This is a genomic window from Aeromicrobium sp. CF4.19, assembly GCF_051262555.1.
GTDB lineage: Bacteria > Actinomycetota > Actinomycetes > Propionibacteriales > Nocardioidaceae > Aeromicrobium.
Window position 1 is genome coordinate 313,810 of the sequence record NZ_JBIMEU010000002.1, and the last position, 17,018, is coordinate 330,827.

The 17,018-nt window shown below is 71.9% G+C and carries 20 protein-coding genes; 8 read left to right on the plus strand and 12 right to left on the minus strand.

What is annotated here, in order from left to right:
* Nucleotides 1-2 precede the first annotated feature (2 nt).
* The 3 genes from ACHAAC_RS06090 to sigK are packed head-to-tail and all read right to left on the minus strand — an operon-like array spanning nt 3 to nt 2,086.
* Complete coding sequence (locus ACHAAC_RS06090; protein ID WP_435715162.1) at nt 3-767, minus strand: serine aminopeptidase domain-containing protein; 765 nt, start codon at nt 765-767, stop codon at nt 3-5.
* Nucleotides 768-785: 18 nt separating this feature from the next.
* Nucleotides 786-1,490 (minus strand): anti-sigma factor, encoded by a 705-nt coding sequence (locus ACHAAC_RS06095; protein WP_435715163.1) that lies wholly within the window; start codon nt 1,488-1,490, stop codon nt 786-788.
* Entirely contained in the window at nt 1,487-2,086 is a 600-nt protein-coding gene (sigK, locus tag ACHAAC_RS06100; protein ID WP_435715164.1) for an ECF RNA polymerase sigma factor SigK, read from the minus strand. The genes ACHAAC_RS06095 and sigK overlap by 4 nt, the downstream gene beginning before the upstream one ends.
* Before the next feature lie 197 nt (nt 2,087-2,283).
* Here sigK and ACHAAC_RS06105 point away from each other — a divergent pair, with 197 nt between their 5' ends.
* The 3 genes from ACHAAC_RS06105 to ACHAAC_RS06115 all read left to right on the plus strand — a co-directional run bounded on the left by ACHAAC_RS06105 (nt 2,284) and on the right by ACHAAC_RS06115 (nt 3,577).
* Nucleotides 2,284-2,649: a hypothetical protein gene (locus ACHAAC_RS06105; protein ID WP_435715165.1), complete on the plus strand. Its 366-nt coding sequence runs from the start codon at nt 2,284-2,286 to the stop codon at nt 2,647-2,649.
* Nucleotides 2,642-3,052 carry a hypothetical protein gene (locus ACHAAC_RS06110; protein WP_435715166.1) on the plus strand — a complete coding sequence of 137 codons (411 nt, stop codon included), beginning with the start codon at nt 2,642-2,644 and terminating at the stop codon, nt 3,050-3,052. Before ACHAAC_RS06105 ends, ACHAAC_RS06110 begins: the two co-directional genes overlap by 8 nt.
* A gap of 63 nt (nt 3,053-3,115) precedes the next feature.
* Complete coding sequence (locus tag ACHAAC_RS06115; protein WP_435715167.1) at nt 3,116-3,577, plus strand: hypothetical protein; 462 nt, start codon at nt 3,116-3,118, stop codon at nt 3,575-3,577.
* On the opposite strand, the gene cobA is transcribed toward ACHAAC_RS06115, so the two are convergent.
* Genes cobA through ACHAAC_RS06135 form a run of 4 tightly spaced genes read right to left on the minus strand, consistent with a single transcriptional unit; the run spans nt 3,534 to nt 7,760 of the window.
* The gene (gene cobA / locus ACHAAC_RS06120) at nt 3,534-4,733 is read right to left on the minus strand and encodes a uroporphyrinogen-III C-methyltransferase (protein ID WP_435715168.1); all 1,200 of its coding nucleotides are present in this window, start codon (nt 4,731-4,733) and stop codon (nt 3,534-3,536) included. The two genes, ACHAAC_RS06115 and cobA, sit on opposite strands and share 44 nt — an antisense overlap.
* A gap of 5 nt (nt 4,734-4,738) precedes the next feature.
* Nucleotides 4,739-6,016, minus strand: coding sequence for a sulfate adenylyltransferase subunit 1 (locus ACHAAC_RS06125; RefSeq protein WP_435715169.1), 1,278 nt, complete (start codon nt 6,014-6,016; stop codon nt 4,739-4,741).
* Nucleotides 6,016-6,948, minus strand: a complete 933-nt coding sequence (cysD, locus tag ACHAAC_RS06130; RefSeq protein ID WP_435715170.1) for a sulfate adenylyltransferase subunit CysD — start codon at nt 6,946-6,948, stop codon at nt 6,016-6,018. Before cysD ends, ACHAAC_RS06125 begins: the two co-directional genes overlap by 1 nt.
* 14 nt (nt 6,949-6,962) lie before the next feature.
* Nucleotides 6,963-7,760 carry a phosphoadenylyl-sulfate reductase gene (locus ACHAAC_RS06135; RefSeq protein WP_435715171.1) on the minus strand — a complete coding sequence of 266 codons (798 nt, stop codon included), beginning with the start codon at nt 7,758-7,760 and terminating at the stop codon, nt 6,963-6,965.
* 108 nt (nt 7,761-7,868) lie between these two features.
* Between ACHAAC_RS06135 and ACHAAC_RS06140 the strand changes: the two genes are divergently transcribed.
* Together ACHAAC_RS06140 and ACHAAC_RS06145 are read left to right on the plus strand one after the other, a co-directional pair.
* Entirely contained in the window at nt 7,869-8,489 is a 621-nt protein-coding gene (locus tag ACHAAC_RS06140; RefSeq protein ID WP_435715172.1) for an L-threonylcarbamoyladenylate synthase, read from the plus strand.
* Nucleotides 8,490-8,499: 10 nt separating this feature from the next.
* Nucleotides 8,500-9,171 (plus strand): alpha/beta fold hydrolase, encoded by a 672-nt coding sequence (locus ACHAAC_RS06145; protein WP_435715173.1) that lies wholly within the window; start codon nt 8,500-8,502, stop codon nt 9,169-9,171.
* Between the two features lie 26 nt (nt 9,172-9,197).
* Here ACHAAC_RS06145 and ACHAAC_RS06150 read toward each other — a convergent pair whose 3' ends face one another.
* The 3 genes from ACHAAC_RS06150 to ACHAAC_RS06160 all read right to left on the minus strand — a co-directional run bounded on the left by ACHAAC_RS06150 (nt 9,198) and on the right by ACHAAC_RS06160 (nt 12,803).
* Nucleotides 9,198-10,406, minus strand: a complete 1,209-nt coding sequence (locus tag ACHAAC_RS06150) for a DUF222 domain-containing protein (RefSeq protein WP_435715174.1) — start codon at nt 10,404-10,406, stop codon at nt 9,198-9,200.
* A 269-nt stretch (nt 10,407-10,675) separates the two neighbouring features.
* Nucleotides 10,676-11,818: an MFS transporter gene (locus tag ACHAAC_RS06155; RefSeq protein ID WP_435715175.1), complete on the minus strand. Its 1,143-nt coding sequence runs from the start codon at nt 11,816-11,818 to the stop codon at nt 10,676-10,678.
* A gap of 13 nt (nt 11,819-11,831) precedes the next feature.
* On the minus strand, nt 11,832-12,803 hold the full coding sequence (locus ACHAAC_RS06160) for a DNA-3-methyladenine glycosylase family protein (protein WP_435715176.1): 972 nt from the start codon (nt 12,801-12,803) through the stop codon (nt 11,832-11,834).
* A gap of 47 nt (nt 12,804-12,850) precedes the next feature.
* Here ACHAAC_RS06160 and ACHAAC_RS06165 point away from each other — a divergent pair, with 47 nt between their 5' ends.
* Nucleotides 12,851-13,684: an alpha/beta fold hydrolase gene (locus ACHAAC_RS06165; protein WP_435715177.1), complete on the plus strand. Its 834-nt coding sequence runs from the start codon at nt 12,851-12,853 to the stop codon at nt 13,682-13,684.
* An 8-nt stretch (nt 13,685-13,692) separates the two neighbouring features.
* Here the strand turns inward: ACHAAC_RS06165 and ACHAAC_RS06170 are convergent, their stop codons facing one another.
* The gene (locus ACHAAC_RS06170) at nt 13,693-14,214 is read right to left on the minus strand and encodes a DUF1992 domain-containing protein (RefSeq protein ID WP_435715178.1); all 522 of its coding nucleotides are present in this window, start codon (nt 14,212-14,214) and stop codon (nt 13,693-13,695) included.
* A 76-nt stretch (nt 14,215-14,290) separates the two neighbouring features.
* On the opposite strand from ACHAAC_RS06170, the gene ACHAAC_RS06175 reads away from it, so the two are divergent.
* On the plus strand, nt 14,291-15,865 hold the full coding sequence (locus tag ACHAAC_RS06175) for an AMP-binding protein (protein ID WP_435715179.1): 1,575 nt from the start codon (nt 14,291-14,293) through the stop codon (nt 15,863-15,865).
* Here ACHAAC_RS06175 and ACHAAC_RS06180 read toward each other — a convergent pair whose 3' ends face one another.
* The gene (locus ACHAAC_RS06180) at nt 15,866-16,447 is read right to left on the minus strand and encodes a TetR/AcrR family transcriptional regulator (protein WP_435715180.1); all 582 of its coding nucleotides are present in this window, start codon (nt 16,445-16,447) and stop codon (nt 15,866-15,868) included. It abuts the gene before it with no gap.
* A gap of 56 nt (nt 16,448-16,503) precedes the next feature.
* Between ACHAAC_RS06180 and ACHAAC_RS06185 the strand changes: the two genes are divergently transcribed.
* The gene (locus ACHAAC_RS06185) at nt 16,504-17,016 is read left to right on the plus strand and encodes an FBP domain-containing protein (protein WP_435715181.1); all 513 of its coding nucleotides are present in this window, start codon (nt 16,504-16,506) and stop codon (nt 17,014-17,016) included.
* The last annotated feature ends 2 nt before the right edge of the window (nt 17,017-17,018 follow it).

A 17,018-nucleotide genomic window follows, 5' to 3' on the forward strand; every position in this document is an offset into this window, starting at 1 on the left:
TCTCAAGCCGGCCGGTCTTCCCACCAGGAGACCACGCGATCGACCACGACGTCCGGGGTCCTGACCCAGGCGACGTGATCGGTCGTGCCGTCGGAGGGAGCGTCCGAGCGCAGGTAGGTCCATCGGGTGACCGCGTCCGGGTCGAGGAAGAGGTCGACGTAGGCCGTGTTCGCGGCGCTCACGGCGAGGGCGTCGCCCTGCAGCTTGACCACGAGGGTCGGGGTGTCGATCCGGTGCGGCACCTCGAACGGCGGCCGACCGGTGCGGGCGAAGCGGGCCCACTCGCGCATCAGGGTCCGCGCCCCGGGTGCGCCGAAGAACGGCTTGGGCAGGTAGCCGAGGACCCGGGTGACCACCGGCACGCTCAACCCCAGGAAGAGGACCCCCGGGCCACCGAAGGGGTAGCTCCGGTGGTGCGGGACCCCACCGCCGACCGTCACGAAGCCGTCGGCAGGGGCGCGGTGCAGCTGGTGCATCGCCCCGAGCTGGGCGCCGAGGCTGTGGCCCAGCAGGATCACCGGCCGCTCGGGGTCCTGCGAGCGGAGCGTGGCCACGACCTCGGCCAGGGCGTCGACCTCCGAGGCGTAGCTCCAGTCCTCGTGCCGCGAGGCCACAGGAGCCCCACGCTCGAACCCCCGGGTCGGCATGGTGCGGGCCTGCCAGCCCCGCGCCTCGAACGCCGCCTCGAGGGGGCGGTAGTAGCCGGACGGGACCGCCATGGCGGCAGACACGACGACGACGGGTGGAGCGGGAACCGGTGCGGGCACCGGCACATGATGGCAGCGTCAGGTGCCGGTGGACGCGATCGGGTCGCTGGTCGGCACGTCGGACCCGCCGGACGGCTCCACCGTCACCGCGAACCCCTGGGCATCGCCCATGTCGGGAGCGAGCAGCACCGAGGAGTGCTGGTCCATCAGGCCCACCGACTGCGGTGCTCCGTCGTACATCGCCCAGACCTGGTAGACCTCGTCGGCCGCGAGCGGCTCCAGCGAGGCGGCGGCCACGACCGCGTCACCGACATCGGCGGAGTGCATGATGCGCAACGTTCCACCGGACTGGATGGGAGTCTCGAGGACGGCGGCGTCATCGGCGCTCATCACGGCGGTGATCCGTTGCGACTCACCGCTGATGTCCTGGGCCCGCTCGTGCTCCACGAGGTACCCGCCGAGCCCGGCGGTGGCCACGAGCACGGAAGCGGCGACAGCCAGCTTGGGCAGGGAGCGGCGCAGGGCGCTGCGGTGCGCCACGACACCCAGCACGGGTCGTTCCTGCCGGGTCGCCTGGGCGCGCGCCAGGACGTCGACCCGCAGGCCGGGGGGTGGCGTCGCGGCCGCGGCATCGGCGATGCGCACGGAGGTCGCCTGGAAGCCGGGGAGCTCGTCTCGGCACGTCTCGCACTGGTCGAGGTGAGTCTCGAACCGTGTCCGTTCGTGCGGGTCGAGCGCGTCGAGCGCGTAGGGGACCAGGAGGTCGTGCAGGTCGTTGCTCATGATGCCTCCACTCCCAAGCAGTCTCGGAGTCGGACCAGACCGTCACGCATCCGGGTCTTGACCGTTGCAGGGTTGGCCTCCAGCAGTGTCGCCACCTCGGCGTAGGTGTGGCCGCGGTAGTAGGCGAGCGTGATCGACTCGCGCTGGAGCTCGGTCAAGGTGTCCATGCAGCGTCGCACCTGCTCGTGCTCCATCCGCACGGTGACGGTGTCGAGCACGGTGTCGTGGTCCACGTCGGGGCTCCAGTCGTAGGCGAGGTCCCGGTTCGTGGCTGCCTGGTCGTGGCGCACGGCATCGACGGCACGGCGATGGGCCAGCGTGAGCACCCAGCTCTTGGCCGACCCGCGGGTGACGTCGAAGCGGGGCGCGGTCTGCCACACCTGCAGGAACACCTCCTGGGCCACCTCCTCGGCGCGGGCGGGGTCCCGGATGACTCGTCGAGCCAGGCCGAAGACCGACGCCGCCATGAGGTCGTAGAAGGCGGCGAACGCCTTCTCGTCCCCGCGGGCGACGCGAGCGAGCAGGTCGGACGCGTCGGTGACGGTGACCTCGTCACCGACCACCGAGAGCTGCCGTGCAGCTGCTTGTGCGTCCACGCCACGTTCCTTCCCGAACAGGTTCTTACGGGTCATTCGGCGCGGCCTCCGGCGGGGATGGGTGCGATGACGGTCTTTCTCGCCCAGAGTACGCGGCTGGGCGGTGGTCCTCCCGTGCGACACCAAGACGGCTCCGTGGGAGGATCAGAGCCGCGGATCCTCGCAGCACAGGCGCAGGAGCAGACCGAAGGACGTGCGTGACCGAGCCCATCGCCATCCTGGTGGCCCTGGCCTCGCTGGCGGTGGCGGTGTTCGCCGGCTGGCACACCTGGCGCCGCGAGCCCTTCGGCAACCCGCTCTTCTACGCCGTCGTCCTGCTGGAGATCATCCTCCTGGCCCTGCTGGTGGGCGGCTGCATCGCCCTGGCCCGGACCACGCGCGACGTCGACGGGGTGCTGTTCGTCTCCTACCTGCTGACCGTCGCGGTGATCCCGCCGGCAGCGGTGATCTGGGGCATCGCGGAGAAGAGCCGCTGGGGGACCGGCGTGGTGGTCGTCGCCATGATCACGATCGCGGCCCTGGGCTTCCGGCTGCTCGGCATCTGGGAGGGCACCGGTGCCTGAGCCCACCCAGTCCGGCTTCGGGCGCGTCCTGGTCGCCGTCTACGCCGTCTTCGCCCTCGCGGCCACGGCGAGGTCCGTCTTCCAGCTGGTCACGAAGGCGGGCGAGGCGCCGCTCGCGTACGCCCTGTCGGCCCTCGCCGGGCTCGTCTACGTCCTCGCCACCGTCGCCCTGGCCACGGACCGGCGCCGGTTGGCGGCCGGGACCATCGGCTTCGAGCTGATCGGGGTCGTGGCCGTGGGAACGCTGAGCGCGCTGGATGGCGCTCTGTTCCCGGACCAGACCGTGTGGTCGGTCTTCGGGGCCGGCTACGGGTACGTGCCGCTGCTGCTGCCGTTGATCGGCGTGTGGTGGCTGTACCGGACAAGCAAGGGCCCCGCGCGCTCATACCGCGCGGGGTCGTGACCATTGAATCCCGCGTCCTGGCTCCGTCGCGGTAGCGACACGGGCCTTCGTCGGTTCCGGTTCGTGTCTCGATGGCGGCTCGATCACCCGCGCCGAGCGGTCTGGCAGGTCCTGCAGGACCTCGTCGGGACGCAGGACCCGTTCCCGTGGTGGGCGGACCTGCAGGTGACGGGACGGACCGACGACGAGATTCACGTCAGGGCGCGCAGCTGGGTCGGGTACCGGCTGCACTTTCGCCTCCACTCGCTGTCCACGACGCAGCCGCGCCGGATCGGTCTCCGGTCAGACGGTGACCTGGTGGGCAGGGCAGACGTCGAGCTGGAGGCCGACGGCGACGAAGCCTGTGTCGTGGTCATCACGTGGGACGTCGAGGTCACCCGGGGATGGATGCGGATGGGTGCCGTCGTGCTTCGTCCACTGTTCGTGCTGATGCACGCCGTGGTCATGCGGCGTGGACGCCGAGGCCTGGAGGCGTGGCTCGCTAGTCGTCCCAGTCAGGACCAAGGCGGACGACGTCACCGATGACCGTGATGGCCGGGGGAGTGGCACCGGCCTCCAGCGCGCGGTCGGCGATCGTCGCGAGGGTTCCCACCGTGGTGCGCTGGGTGTCGCTGAACCCGCGCTCGATGACGGCGGCGGGGCGCTCGGGCGAGTGCCCGGCGGCCACGAGCTCGGCAGCGGTCTCTGCGAGGCGCTTGACGCCCATCAGCAGCACGAGGGTGTGGTCGCCGGTGGTCGGCAGGTCACCCAGGCGTTCGTGGCCCGTGACGACGCTGAAGCCGGTGGCGACACCTCGGTGCGTGACCGGGATCCCCGCGGCGGCGGGGACGGAGATCGCGCTGGTGACGCCGGGTACGACCTCCACGGTGACGCCGGATGCCTCGCAGGCCATCCGCTCCTCTCCACCGCGACCCAGGACGTAGGGGTCACCCCCCTTGAGCCGCACGACGATCTTCCCCTCCCGGGCCCGCTCGATGAGGATGCGGTTGATCTCGTCCTGGGGGACCGGGTGGTGCTCGGGCATCTTGCCGACGTCGACCACCTCGACGTCGGGCGACAGCTCGGCGAGCAGCGCCGTGGGGGCGAGTCGGTCGACCACCACCACGTCGGCCTCGGCGAGCAGACGTCGTCCTCGTGCCGTCAGCAGGTCCGGGTGCCCGGGACCGCCGCCGACGAGGGCCACGAACCCCTCGGGATGGTGGGTGCGATGACGCAGCGGGAGCTCCCCGGACTGCAGCACCGAGGCGACTCCGTCGCGCAACCGGGAGGCGCGTCCAGCGTCCCCACCGCCGCTCACGGCCACGAGGACGTCGTCCACCCGGGCCACGGCCGGGACCCAGGCGGTGGCGTGCTCCGGGTCTCCGCCCTTGAGGCACCAGGTGGCCTGGGCCTCGGCGTCCAGGGCGACGCGATCGTCGACCTCCGGGACGTCGGTGGCCGTCTGCACCAGCCAGGCGCCCTCGAGGTCACCGCGCTCGTACCGGCGGGGAAGCCAGGTGGCGCGGCCCTCGTGCACGAGCTCGGTCAGTCGTGCGGTGAGGGTGGGAGAGACGACCGTGAGTCGCGCGCCGGCCTCGACGAGGGCGTGGGCCCGCCGGGTGGCGACGTGGCCGCCGCCGACGATGACCACGTGACGCCCCGAGAGCCTCAGTGTGAGGGGAAAGCTGCCCTCGGTCGTCATGATGCTCAGACCACAGCCGTCGCGAGGAGAGCGTCCCCGACCATTCCGGCGGCGAGGGTGGTGCCGTCCTGGGGGTCGACCAGCAGGAAGGAGCCGCCGGCGCGGGCGTGCAGGTACTCCTCCGCGGGGATCGGCGCCGCCAGCCGGAGGCGGACGTGACCGATGTCGTTGAGACCGAGGGTCTCGGCCGGCCGGAGGTGAGCAGCGTCGAGGTCGAGTCGACCACCGACCTGCTGGACCATCGCCTGCACCGTCCGGGTGCCGTGCTTGAGCAGCACCTTGGTCCGCGGCACGAGGTCGTGCTCGGCGAGCCAGGCCACCGTGCCGTCGATGTCCTGGGTCACGCTCGGGACGCTGCGGGAGGTGACGATGAGGTCCCCGCGCGAGATGTCGATGTCGTCGGCCAGGCGCAGCGTCACCGACTGCGGCGCGAACGCCTCGGAGAGCTCGCCGTCCGCGGTGTCGATGCCCGCGACGGTGCTGGTGCGGCCACCCGGCTGCACGGTGACCGGGTCTCCGACGCGGACCAGGCCGGAGGCGATCTGCCCGGCGTAGCCGCGGTAGTCGCGGAAGGTCTCGCTCGCGGCGGACTGGGGGCGGATGACCAGTTGCACCGGGAAGCGCAGGGGCTCGGAGTGCGGTGCACCGACCGGAGAGATCCGCTCGAGGAACGCCAGGACGTTCGGCCCGTCGTACCACGGGGTCCGGCCGGAGCTGTCGACGACGTTGTCACCGACCAGCGCCGAGACCGGGATGGTCGTCACGTCGCTCAGGCCGAGGCCCGCGGCGGTGTCCAGGACCTGCTCGGCAACGTCGCGGTAGGTCTGCTCGTCATAGCCCACGAGGTCGATCTTGTTGACCACCACGACGACGTGGGGCACTCGCAGCAGCGAGGCGACGGCGAGGTGCCGCCGGGTCTGCTCCTGCACCCCCTTGCGGACGTCGACCAGCAGGACCACGACGTCGGCGGTGCTGGCCCCGGTCACGGTGTTGCGCGTGTACTGCACGTGGCCGGGGCAGTCCGCCAGGATGAAGGAGCGCTCGGCGGTGGCGAAGTAGCGATAGGCCACGTCGATCGTGATGCCCTGCTCCCGCTCGGACCGCAGACCGTCGGTGAGCAGGGCGAGGTCGGCCGTGTCGAGCCCGCGGTCGCGGCTGACCCGCTCGACGGCGTCGAACTGGTCGGCGAGCACGGACTTGGAGTCATAGAGCAGTCGCCCGACGAGGGTGGACTTGCCGTCGTCGACGGAACCGGCCGTCGCGAGGCGCAGCAGGGTGGGCATCAGAAGTAGCCTTCCTTCTTGCGGTCCTCCATGGCGGCCTCGGACATCCGGTCGTCCGCCCGGGTGGCGCCGCGCTCGGTGACGCGGGTGGCGGCCACCTCGGTGATGACGGCGGCGACGTCGTCGGCGTCGCTCTCCACCGCGCCCGTGCAGGACATGTCGCCCACGGTGCGGTAGCGGACCTGCCGGGCCTGCACCGTCTCTGTGGTCTTGGGGGTGGCGAACTCGCCGACGGCGAGCAGCATGCCGTCGCGCTCGAACACGTCGCGCTCGTGCGCGTAGTACAGGCTCGGCAGGTCGATGCGCTCCCGGCCGATGTACTGCCACACGTCGAGCTCGGTCCAGTTGCTCAGCGGGAAGACCCGGACGTGCTCACCGGGGCGGTGGCGACCGTTGTAGAGATTCCACAGCTCGGGGCGCTGGTTGCGCGGGTCCCACTGGCCGAACTCGTCGCGCAGGCTGAAGACCCGCTCCTTGGCACGTGCCTTCTCCTCGTCGCGGCGGCCACCACCGAAGACGGCGTCGAAGCCGTGGTCGCCGATCGCGTCGAGCAACGGCTGGGTCTGCAGCGGGTTGCGGGTGCCGTCGGCACGCTCGCGCAGCCGCCCGTCGTCGATGTAGTCCTGCACGCTGGCGACCTCCAGGCGCAGGCCGAGCCGGCGCACCGTGGCGTCGCGGTACTCCAGCACCTCGGGGAAGTTGTGGCCGGTGTCCACGTGCAGCACGGGGAAGGGGACCGGCCCGGGCCAGAAGGCCTTCCTCGCCAGGTGCAGCATGACGACGGAGTCCTTGCCGCCGGAGAACAGCAGGACGGGTCGCTCGAACTCGGCCATCACCTCGCGGATGATGTGGATCGCCTCGGACTCCAGCCACTCCAGCTGGTCCAGGCGGTAGGCCGGCTGCGCCTCGGGGGCGTCTTCGGTGATGGTCATGGGTTCCTCGTCACTCAGGTGTGCAGGCCGCACTCGGTCTTGTCCAGCCCGGCCCATCGGCCGGCTCGGGGGTCCTCCCCGGGGGCGACGCGCCGGGTGCACGGCGCACAGCCGATGGAGGGGTAGCCGTCTCCCACGAGGGGGTTGACGATGATGTCGTGCTCGTCGGCGTACGCGAGGAGATCGTCGAAGGTCCACGCCGCCAGGGGGTTGACCTTCACGAGCCCGTTCTTGTCGTCCCACGTGACGAGCGGGGTGTCGGCCCGGGTGGGACCCTCGTCGCGCCGCACGCCGGTGATCCAGACCTCGTACTCCGCGAGCGTGCGGGAGAGCGGCTCCACCTTGCGCATGGCGCAGCAGGCAGCGGGGTCGCGGGCGAACAGGTCCGGCCCGTGCTGCTCGTCCTGCTCGGCGACGGTCAGCTCGGGCATCACGTCGACGATCGTCAGCTCCATCGAGGACTCGACCGCGTCGCGGGTGCCGATCGTCTCGGCGAAGTGGTACCCGGTCTCCAGGAACAGGGTGTCCACCCAGGGCAGGTGCTGGGCCACGACGTGCGGCAGAACGGCGTCGGCCATCGAGCAGGCCACGGCCGTGCGGTATCCGAAGGTCTCTGCCACCCAGGCGAGGACGTCCTCGTGGCCCGCGTCGGCGAACCGGGGGGCTGCATCATCGACGATCGCGCGGAGCTCGGAGATGTCGCGGCGGGGTCCGAGGACGTCTTCTCGGGTGCGGTGGTGCTGTGCTCGCGCCGCGTCATGGGCCAGCTGGCGCTCCCGGCGCTCGGCCAGGGTCGGCGTGGCGTCGCTCATCAGGTGCTCCTCTCGTCGGCAACCGTCAACGTAGTCGCCATGGTCGACCCCGAGATCGATGACCGAAGTGTGGACAGAGGCGACCGGGGTGGCGCGTAGGGTCGGCCCATGGCACGCCTCATCGAGATCCATCCCGAGAACCCGCAACAGCGAGCCGTCGACCAGGCCACGCAGGTCCTGCGCGACGGAGGCTTGGTCGCCTACCCCACGGACTCCGGCTACGCGCTTGGTGCGCAGCTGGGGAACAAGGACGCCCTCGACCGCATCCGCTCCATCCGTCAGCTCGACGACAAGCACCACTTCACCGTGGTGTGCAAGGACTTCTCCCAGCTCGGACAGTTCGTGCACGTCGACAACGCGATCTTCCGGGCGGTCAAGAACGCCACACCGGGCCCGTACACGTTCATCCTCCCCGCGACCCGTGAGGTCCCGCGGCGGATGCTGCACGCGAAGAAGAAGACGGTGGGGGCGCGGATCCCCGACCACGTGGTGGTGCAGGCGCTGCTGGGCGCTCTCGACGAGCCGCTGCTGAGCAGCACGCTGATCCTGCCCGGCGAGCAGGAGGCGATGACTCAGGGTTGGCTCGTGAAGGAGGAGCTGGACCAGCAGGTCGACGCCGTCATCGAGTCCGGCGAGGTGACCGCCGACCCGACGACGGTGATCGACTTCGTGGACGGGGTCCCCGAAGTCGTGCGAGAGGGAGCCGGCGACACGTCCCGGTTCGTCTGAGGGACGGCCCGTGACGACCTTCGTGCTGGTGCCCGGCGGCGGTGGCGCTGCCCAGGTGTGGGACCGCCTCGTTCCCGAGCTCGAGCGCGACGGGCATCGTGCCGTCGCCCTGGACCTGCGGCTGGACGCCGACATCGCGGACCTCGAGCCGTCGATCGAGCTGGTGGCCCAGGCCGTGCGGGCGGTCGAGGGCCGCACGGTCCTGGTGGGGCTCTCCTTCGGTGGGTTCGTCGCTCCGGCGGCCGCTCTGGGCGAGCGGGTCGACGCGCTGGTGCTGCTCAACGCGATGATCCCGAGTCCGGGGGAGTCGGCCCGTGACTGGTGGTCGGCGGTGGGCCAGGCCGAGGCGCGCCGCGAGAACGAACGAGCGGCGGGTCGCGACCCCGAGCGTCCCTTCGACGCCCACGAGGTCATGCTGCACGACGCCTCTCCCGACATCGTCCACCTCGCCGAGGACCGCTCGCCCAGCGACGCCATGTTCGACGCCCCGTGGCCGGGAGCGCGCTGGCCCGACGTGCCGACCACCGTGCTCGTCGCCGACGACGACCGCCTGTTCCCGCCGAGCCTGCAGGAGCGGGTCGCCCGCGAGCGGCTGGGTGCGGACGTGATGTACGTCCCTGGTGGCCACATGGCTCCGCTGACCCGGCCGAAGAAGCTGGCCGAGGCGCTCCTGAAGGTCTGACCACTTCTCCGCGTCGCAGACCGCTCTCATTCCCTCGGAGGCTCGACGATCGTCCTGGCCAAGCGATGCTCAGGGGGTGACAGGTCCGGTGGCCGGACCCGGTGCTCGGTGGTGCTGGCGGGGGCGGTGTGGCCGGAGGGCAGGACCCACTGGAGCACGCGGTGTCCCTTGAGTGCGTGATGGCGTCTGCACAGTGCCCAGATGTTCGATGCGTTGGTGGCCCCGCTGGGCCAGGGTTCTCGATGATCCAGATCGCAGCGTTCAGCCGGCACCCGACATCCCGGGGCACGACATACGCCGTCCCTGAACTGGATCGCTTTGGCGAGGAGTTCCGGTGCGAAGCGTCCGACGTATTCGTGGGCCAAGACGTCTGAGGTGATCGGGTGGATCAGCAGTCTGTGCCAGAACGTGGTTCCGGTGCGTGCTTCGTCGAGGATCCAGGAGGCGGGGACGGCCCAGGAGCCGTCGGTGGCGGCGGCGAAGCCGTTCTTGAGGCCGGTGAGGACGTCGGCCTCGATGGTCACGGCGATGTCGGAGACCAGTGTGGTGTCGGTGGCCTCTGAGGTGGTGGTCCAGGCGGCGAGGAGGTCGGCCATGCGCTGGGGCTTGGTGCGTGGGTCGTCGGCACCCAACGCCTTGGCCTCACGGGCGAGGCGCTTGTCGATGGCTGCGGCCACGTGGGAGGGCAGGTAGGCGTTGATCCAGGCCATGGAGTCCTCCACGTGCACGACTTCCACGTGGCGGTCTTGGCGGGCCTTCTCGGCCCGCTCCAGGGCGAGGTCGGCCTCCACGCGCAGCACGAACCGTCTCAGCCAGACCCGCAGCTCGGCCACGGTGTGGCCGGTGGCGTAGGCGATGACCGATCCGTCCAGCCGCAGCCAGGACTCCTCACGCTCCAGGCGATCCAGCGCCGACGAGATCTCCCGGACCCGGGCGGCATCGACCCTGCCCGCCTGGAAGGCCAGCCAGGTACGTGGTGCCCGCTCGCGGACCCGGTCCGCGACCGCGAGCCGGTGATGTACCTGGGCCTCGGACAGACCCGATGCCTGGGCGATCTCCAGGACGACTCCGGCCCGCTCGGTCAGACGCCGCAACGGCGACGCGATCGCATCGATACGTGCCAGCTCGGCGTCACGGTAGGCGACCATCGCCTCCCACTCGCCGGCCTCGGCCTGCGCGCGAGAGCGCACCAGCGCGGTCAGCTGACCGGCTTCGGTGACTCCCGCGATGTCCATAAATCAAACATACTGGCGACCACTGACATGTCCGACACGGACGTGGGGGACTGGTGTTGGTACGTCTACGACGCCGAGACGTACGGCAGCTATCGTGTGCTTCGCTGTGGGTGGGCCGACGAGCACTGGAGCTGCAGGGCGTCGGCGTGGCGACGCAGCCACCCGACCTTCCGGATCGATGACGTGGGGTTTCGCGTGGCCAGCTCCGCATCGCGGTCTCGGCCGTGACGTCTGAGGCTGACCTGCGCGAGGGGCTCTCTTCGGGCCCGCTACCTCGGTTCCCGCTGGCCCAGCACGGTGACGGCGAGGCTGAGCGCCAGCAGACCGGCAAGCAGGAGCATCGCGGTGGGACCGCCGACCCCGGAGACGAGCAGGGTGGCCAGGTACGGCGCGGCGAAGCCGACGTACGTCAGGCTGTAGAAGACCGCGTTGACGCTGGCGAGATCCGCCGGGTGGGCAACCTCCTCCACCGTCCGCAGGCCACCGACGAGGATCAGTCCGTACGACGCGCCGAGCAGGACGCAGGCCAGCGGCACCAGCCACGCGACCGCGAGGCCCGCCGCTGCGGCGGCGACCAGGAAGCCGAGGATCCCGGCAACGACGCCGACCAGCAGGGTCGCGCCGGTGGGCATCCGCCGCCCGAACGGCTGCAGCAGCACACCGGCACCGAGGGTGAGGGCCACCAGGGCTCCACCCGTCGCGATCCGGGGCCCGGGGACGGCGACGACCGCCGGCAGCGCCGCGAACGCCAGCGTGGCACCGCCGAAGACCCACGGTGCCGTGGGCACGACCTGGGTCAGGAAGCGTCGTGACCCCACCACCTGGCGCACGCCACGGGCCAGGTCACCGGTACCCGACGATGCGGCCGGGACCGGCTCGGGCGCGTTCCAGGCGACCAGCGCGACGACGACCGTCAGGACGAGGTGCGGCACGTAGGGCAGGACGGTGGGAGCCGGAGCCCACTGGGCGACGATCCCTGCGATGAGCGGCCCCGTGCCGAACCCGGCGGTGAGGGCGACGGCGGCACGACGGGCACCGACGCCCGGCGCGGCGGCGGACAGCTCCTTGACCCACGCGGTCCCCGGGGCGAAGGCAGCCCCGGACGCCACGCCGGCCAGCAGCCGGCCGAGGAGCAGCAGCACGGGCGAGTCCCCGCCGACCAGCAGCACGACGGTGGCCACGAAGGACAGGACGAGCACGGGGCGCAGCACCCGGCGCCGCCCCAGCCGGTCCGAGATCGGGGCGACGATCAGCAGGGCCGGGATCAGGCCCGCTGCGTACGCGCCGAAGAGGGCGGTGACCTCGGCGCTGCTGGCACCTCCGGACTCGTACACCGGCAGGAGGGCGGCGAACTGGTTGGCGCCCCAGCCGACGACGAAGAGGGCGAGCGCAGCGCGCATCCATGACGGCACGCCGACCAGCGTCTCAGATGCGACGGTGGTCCACGCGGGCGAGGCGCGGACCACGGCGCTCGAGCCGGACGTACGGACTCAGCTGGAGCAGCCGCACGGCGAGCAGGCGGTAGGGCCGGTAGGGCTCGAGCGCGGTGGCGATCGTCTCGTGGTCGTCGACGTCGATCCTCCGGCCGAGCAGCCCGATGCCGACGAGGTGCCCGAGGTGGTAGTCGCCGAAGGGGACGGCGTCGTCGTCGCCGAGCGCTCGCCCCGCGGTCTCTGCGACGGTCCAGACCCCGACACCGGGCACGCTGCGCAGGGCTCGGAGCGTGGCCTCGGTGTCCTGCTCCGCGGCCACGCGTTCCAGCTGCGGGCCGACGCGGGCACACGCCTGGGCGGTCCGGTAGCGCTTCGGGTCGACCCCGGCCTCGTGCCAGTCCCAGGACGGGACCGCCGCCCACTGCTCGGCGGTGGGAAAGACTCGCATCCGCTCCGGGGCGGGGCCGGGTGCGGGCTCGCCGAGTGCGTGGACCAGGCGGCGCCAGGACGCGAACGCGTCGACGCCCAGCACCTTCTGCTCCAGGACCGCGGGCAGGAGGGACTCCAGCAGGCGCCCGGTGGCCGGGACCCGCAGCCCCGGGTAGCGCCGCTCGGCATCGGCGATGTGTGGATGAGCCGCGCGGAAGGAGGGTGCGGGTCGGTCGGTCCCCAGCATGCAGTGCAAGGACTCCAGGCGCTCCTGGGCACCGGGACCCCATGCTCGGGCATCGACCATCCGTGGGCCGGCCTGCTCCAGGAGCACCGTGGCCGGACCGCTCGGCATCCGCGTCGTCAGCCAGAGCCGGGAGCCGTCCCGGACGACGGTCGGGTCTCCCGGGCCGCGGCGCAACGGACCGAGGGTGAGCGCGACGGAGACCGGATGGTCCGAGGTCAGTCGTCGGCGGTGCTCCACCCGACCAGTGTGCCCCTCGATGCCGACCGTTCCCGTGCAGAACCTGTTCACCGTGCCTAGCGTGAGGGGTGAACGCGCCAACGATCGAAGGGACATCCATGCCACGCCTGAACGTCGGTACCGACAAGGGCCAGCCCGTCGAGATCCACTACGAGGTCGCGGGGGAGGGGAGCCCCGTCGTCCTGATCCACGGCTGGCCGCTCAGCGGTCGATCCTGGGAGGCCCAGGTGGGGCCGCTCGTGGACGCTGGGCACCAGGTCGTCACCTACGACCGCCGCGGCTTCGGGGCGTCCTCCCAGCCGTGGGGCGGGTACGATTACGACACCTTCGCCGCGGACCTCGACGCCCTGCTGACTCACCTCGACGTCACCGACGCCACCCTCGTCGGGTTCTCAATGGGCGGCGGCGAGGTGGCTCGCTACCTGGGCCGGCACGGTTCGGCGCGGATCGCCAAGGCCGTCCTGGCCGCGGCCGTCCCGCCCTACCTCTTCGTGAGCGACGACAACCCCGACGGCGGGCTCGACGACGCGACCATCGCGGAGTTCGAGGACGGGGTGAAGGGCGACCGCGCCGCGTTCCTCGACGGGTTCGTGACGAGCTTCTTCAGCGCGGGGGACGAGGAGCTCGTGAGCGAGGCGATGCACGACTACGTCGTCTCCATCGCCCGGGGCGCCTCGCCCAAGGGCACGCTGGACTGCATCGCGGCCTTCGGCCGGACCGACTTCCGCGACGACCTCGCCGCGATCGACGTCCCGACACTCGTCATCCACGGCGACGCCGACGGCATCGTGCCGTTGGAGGTCAGCGGAAAGCGCAGTGTCGAGTTGATCCAGCAGGGCTCGCTGCACGTCGTCGAGGGCGGACCGCACGGGATCAACGCGACCCATGCGCAGGAGTTCAACCGCGTGCTGATCGACTTCCTGACGTCCTGACGTCCTGATCAGCCCCGTCGCCACCAGCCCCGCCGCCCCCGCCCGGGGGCGGCGGGGCTGGTGGCAGAGGCCCGCGCCCGCAGCCGCTCGGTGCGGCGCACGCGCCACGCGGCAACCTCGGCCTCGACGTCACGCAGCGGCGTCACGACGGGTGGCCCACCCTGCAGCTGGCGCCGTGCCTCGACGACACGGCGGTTGAAGTCCTCGAGCACCTCGCGCACCCGCTCGGAAGAGCCGGTGGCGTCGAGCTCCTCGTCGAGGCGGGCGTCCTCGGTGCGCAGTGCGAGCGCCGGCGGCAGGACGCTGATCCGCTCACGCTCGATCATCCGCTTGACCCACCAGTCTGGGTCCGGTGCCCGGTCGATGTCGGGGATCGGCTTGCCGGCGCCCGGCAGGTCGTCGAAGTCACCACGCGCGATGGCCCGCTGCACCTCCAGGTCGACCCATCGAGCCTGCTGCGAGACCCGACGGTCCCGGGCCTGCGGCGTCACCTGCTGCTGCTCGGCGGGCTCCTGCTCCGCGTTCGACATCCTCGATCACCTCTGTTTCCAGCCTACGACCCGCCGCGACGGTGCGCATCGACCCGTCGTCGGGCAAACTGCCCGGATGGGTGGACTCCAGGTGCGGCGCTGGCTCGACGCGGGCGCGGCAGTGGCCACGTCCGGACTGCTCGCTCCACCGGGGCCGCGCGCCGCGGCCGGCATCGTCCGGGGCCTCTGGCGTTCAGGCCCCACCATCGCCACGCTCGTCGCGGTCGGGGCCGCCCGTCATCCGCATCGCGCGGTCCTGCACGACGACGACGGACCGCTCACCTACCGCGAGCTGGCCCGCCTCGTCGAGCGGCAGGCCGCCTCGTGGCACGCTCGGACCGGCGGCGTGGACGTCGTCGCGGTGCGGTGCCGCAACCACCGAGACTTCCTCGTGGGCGCGTGCGCCGCGGCCCGGCTCGGGGCGGAGCTGGTGCTGGTCGGACCGGAGACCCCGCCGGAGCAGCTCGCGGCCATCCTGCGACGGCACCGCCCGGACGTCGTGGTGCACGACGACGGCGACGACGCGGCCGCGCAGCACGAGGGAGGCCTGACCGGGACGGTCGCGTCCTTCGTGCTGGCCGATGCTTCGCTGGCCCCCGCCACCCACGGACCCTCGCGCATCACGTTGCTCACCTCCGGCACGACGGGCGTCGCCAAGGGCGTCTCCCGCAAGGTCGACCTGCTCGCCCTGGTGGAGTCCGGCGCCACGGGGATGGGAGTGCTGCGGCTGCGCGCCGGCGACGTCGCGTGCGTCCCCGCTCCCTTCTTCCACGCCCTGGGCTTCGCACTGCTGGTCAGCATGCTGGCGATGGGCGGAACGGTCGTGACCCATCGCCGTTTCGATGCCGAGCGCACCCTGGAGGACATCCGTGAGCACGGGGCCACGGTGCTCACCGGGGTCCCGGTCATGCTTCAGCGGCTGCTGGAGGCCCGCCAGCAAGGCGTCCACGACACGAGCTCCGTCCGGGTCGCGCTCACGGGTGCCTCGGCGATCCGCCCGTCGACGGTGGTCGCCTTCCAGGAGGTGTTCGGCCCCGTACTGGTGAACCTGTACGGGGCCACCGAGACGGGCATCGTCTCCATGGCGACGCCGGCGGACCTGCAGGCGGCTCCCGCGAGCGTGGGACGCCCCGGCATCGGGGTCTCCGTGCGGATCCTGCGCGAGGACCGGACGCGGGCGCCGGCGGGGGAGAGTGGCGCGATCTTCGTCCGAGGGGGTCTGGTGTTCTCCGGCTACACGCCCGACCGTGAGGCCTCGCCCGGGGCGAAGGAGGTGGTGGACGCTCACGTGAGCACCGGCGACCTGGGACACCTGGACGCGGCCGGGCGGCTGCACGTCGACGGGCGCGACGACGAGATGGTGGTGACGGGCGGCGAGAACGTCTTCCCCTCGGAGGTGGAGGCGGTCCTCACCGAGCACCCCACCGTCGACGAGGCAGTGGTGCTGGGCATCGACGACGAGGACCTGGGGCAGGTGCTGCGGGCGTACGTCCGGACGACCGACGGCGCCGAGCCCGATCGCGAGGCACTGGCACCCTTCGTCCGCGAGCGGCTGGAGCGCTTCAAGACCCCCAGGGAGTGGGTCGGTGTGGAGGACTTCCCCCGCGGCGGCACCGGCAAGATCCTGCGCCGGGTGCTCGCGGAGGGCTGATCAGACGTCGGTGGACGAGGTGGGCCAGGTGCGCAGCAGGTGGTCCAGGGCGTCCACGATCCGGTCCCAGCTGACCTCGGCAGCGGGTGCACTGTGGGCGAACCCGCCGGTGAACTCCAGGGTCACGAAGCCGTGGATCGTGCTGCCCAGCAGCCGGATGGCGTGCACGTGCTCCGGCTCCGGGACGGCGTACCCGCGCAGCAGCGCAGCGGAGAGCGTGCTGTGCCTGCGCCCCTCGTCCACCGTGCGCGGGGAGGGAGACGTTCTGCGATGGCTCGCCTCGTACCGGCCGGGGTGCCGGTGGGCGTAGTCGCGGTAGCTGTCGGCGAACGCTCCGAGCGCGTCGCGCCCGGATCGCCCGGCGATGGCCGAGGTGGCGGCGTCCGCCATCTCGCCGAGCACCAGCATCGCGACGCGGTCGCGCAGGTCGGCCGAGCCGTCCACGTGGGAGTAGAGGCTGGCCGGCTGCACGCCGACGCGCCGGGCCACCCGAGAGATCGTGACGGCCTCGAACCCGCTCTCGTCGGCGAGCTCCGCCCCGGCGAGGGCGAGGTGGTCCGGGTTCAGTCCGAGGCGTGGCATGCGAGGCAGCCTACAACAATTTGGGTAAACCTACGATCATTAGGTAGGGTGAAGGCATGACCACCCAGACCGATGCAGCGATGTCCGGCCCGGACCAGGCGCAGGTCCGGCTGGCCTTCGTCAACAGCTCGCGCAGCCGGGCGGCGGCCGTGACCTTCCCTCGCCCGTGGCCCCTCGAGCGGGTCGAGGACCGAGACTTCCTCGGCTGGCGCGACCCCAAGGCGCCACAGCGGGCCTACGTCGTCGTGCCGCGTGGCGACGCGGTGGTTGCCATCGAGCTCAGGCTCCCACCGGGCGGCCCTGCAGGGCGTCGGACGATGTGCGACTGGTGCCAGACCACGGACGCCCCGGGTGGGGCACGCCTCGCGGTCGCCCAGCGCGCCGGTGCCCGAGGTCGCGCGGGCGACACGGTCGGCACGTACGTCTGCGAGGACTTCGACTGCTCGCTGCGCGCCAGGGTGGCTCTCGAGCCGCACCAGGTCTCCGTGTCCGGGGCGCCGGACCGCCGGGTGCCGGACCTCGTGGGTCGGGTCGACGGGTTCGTCGCCCGGGTGCTCGCCGGGTCCTGAGC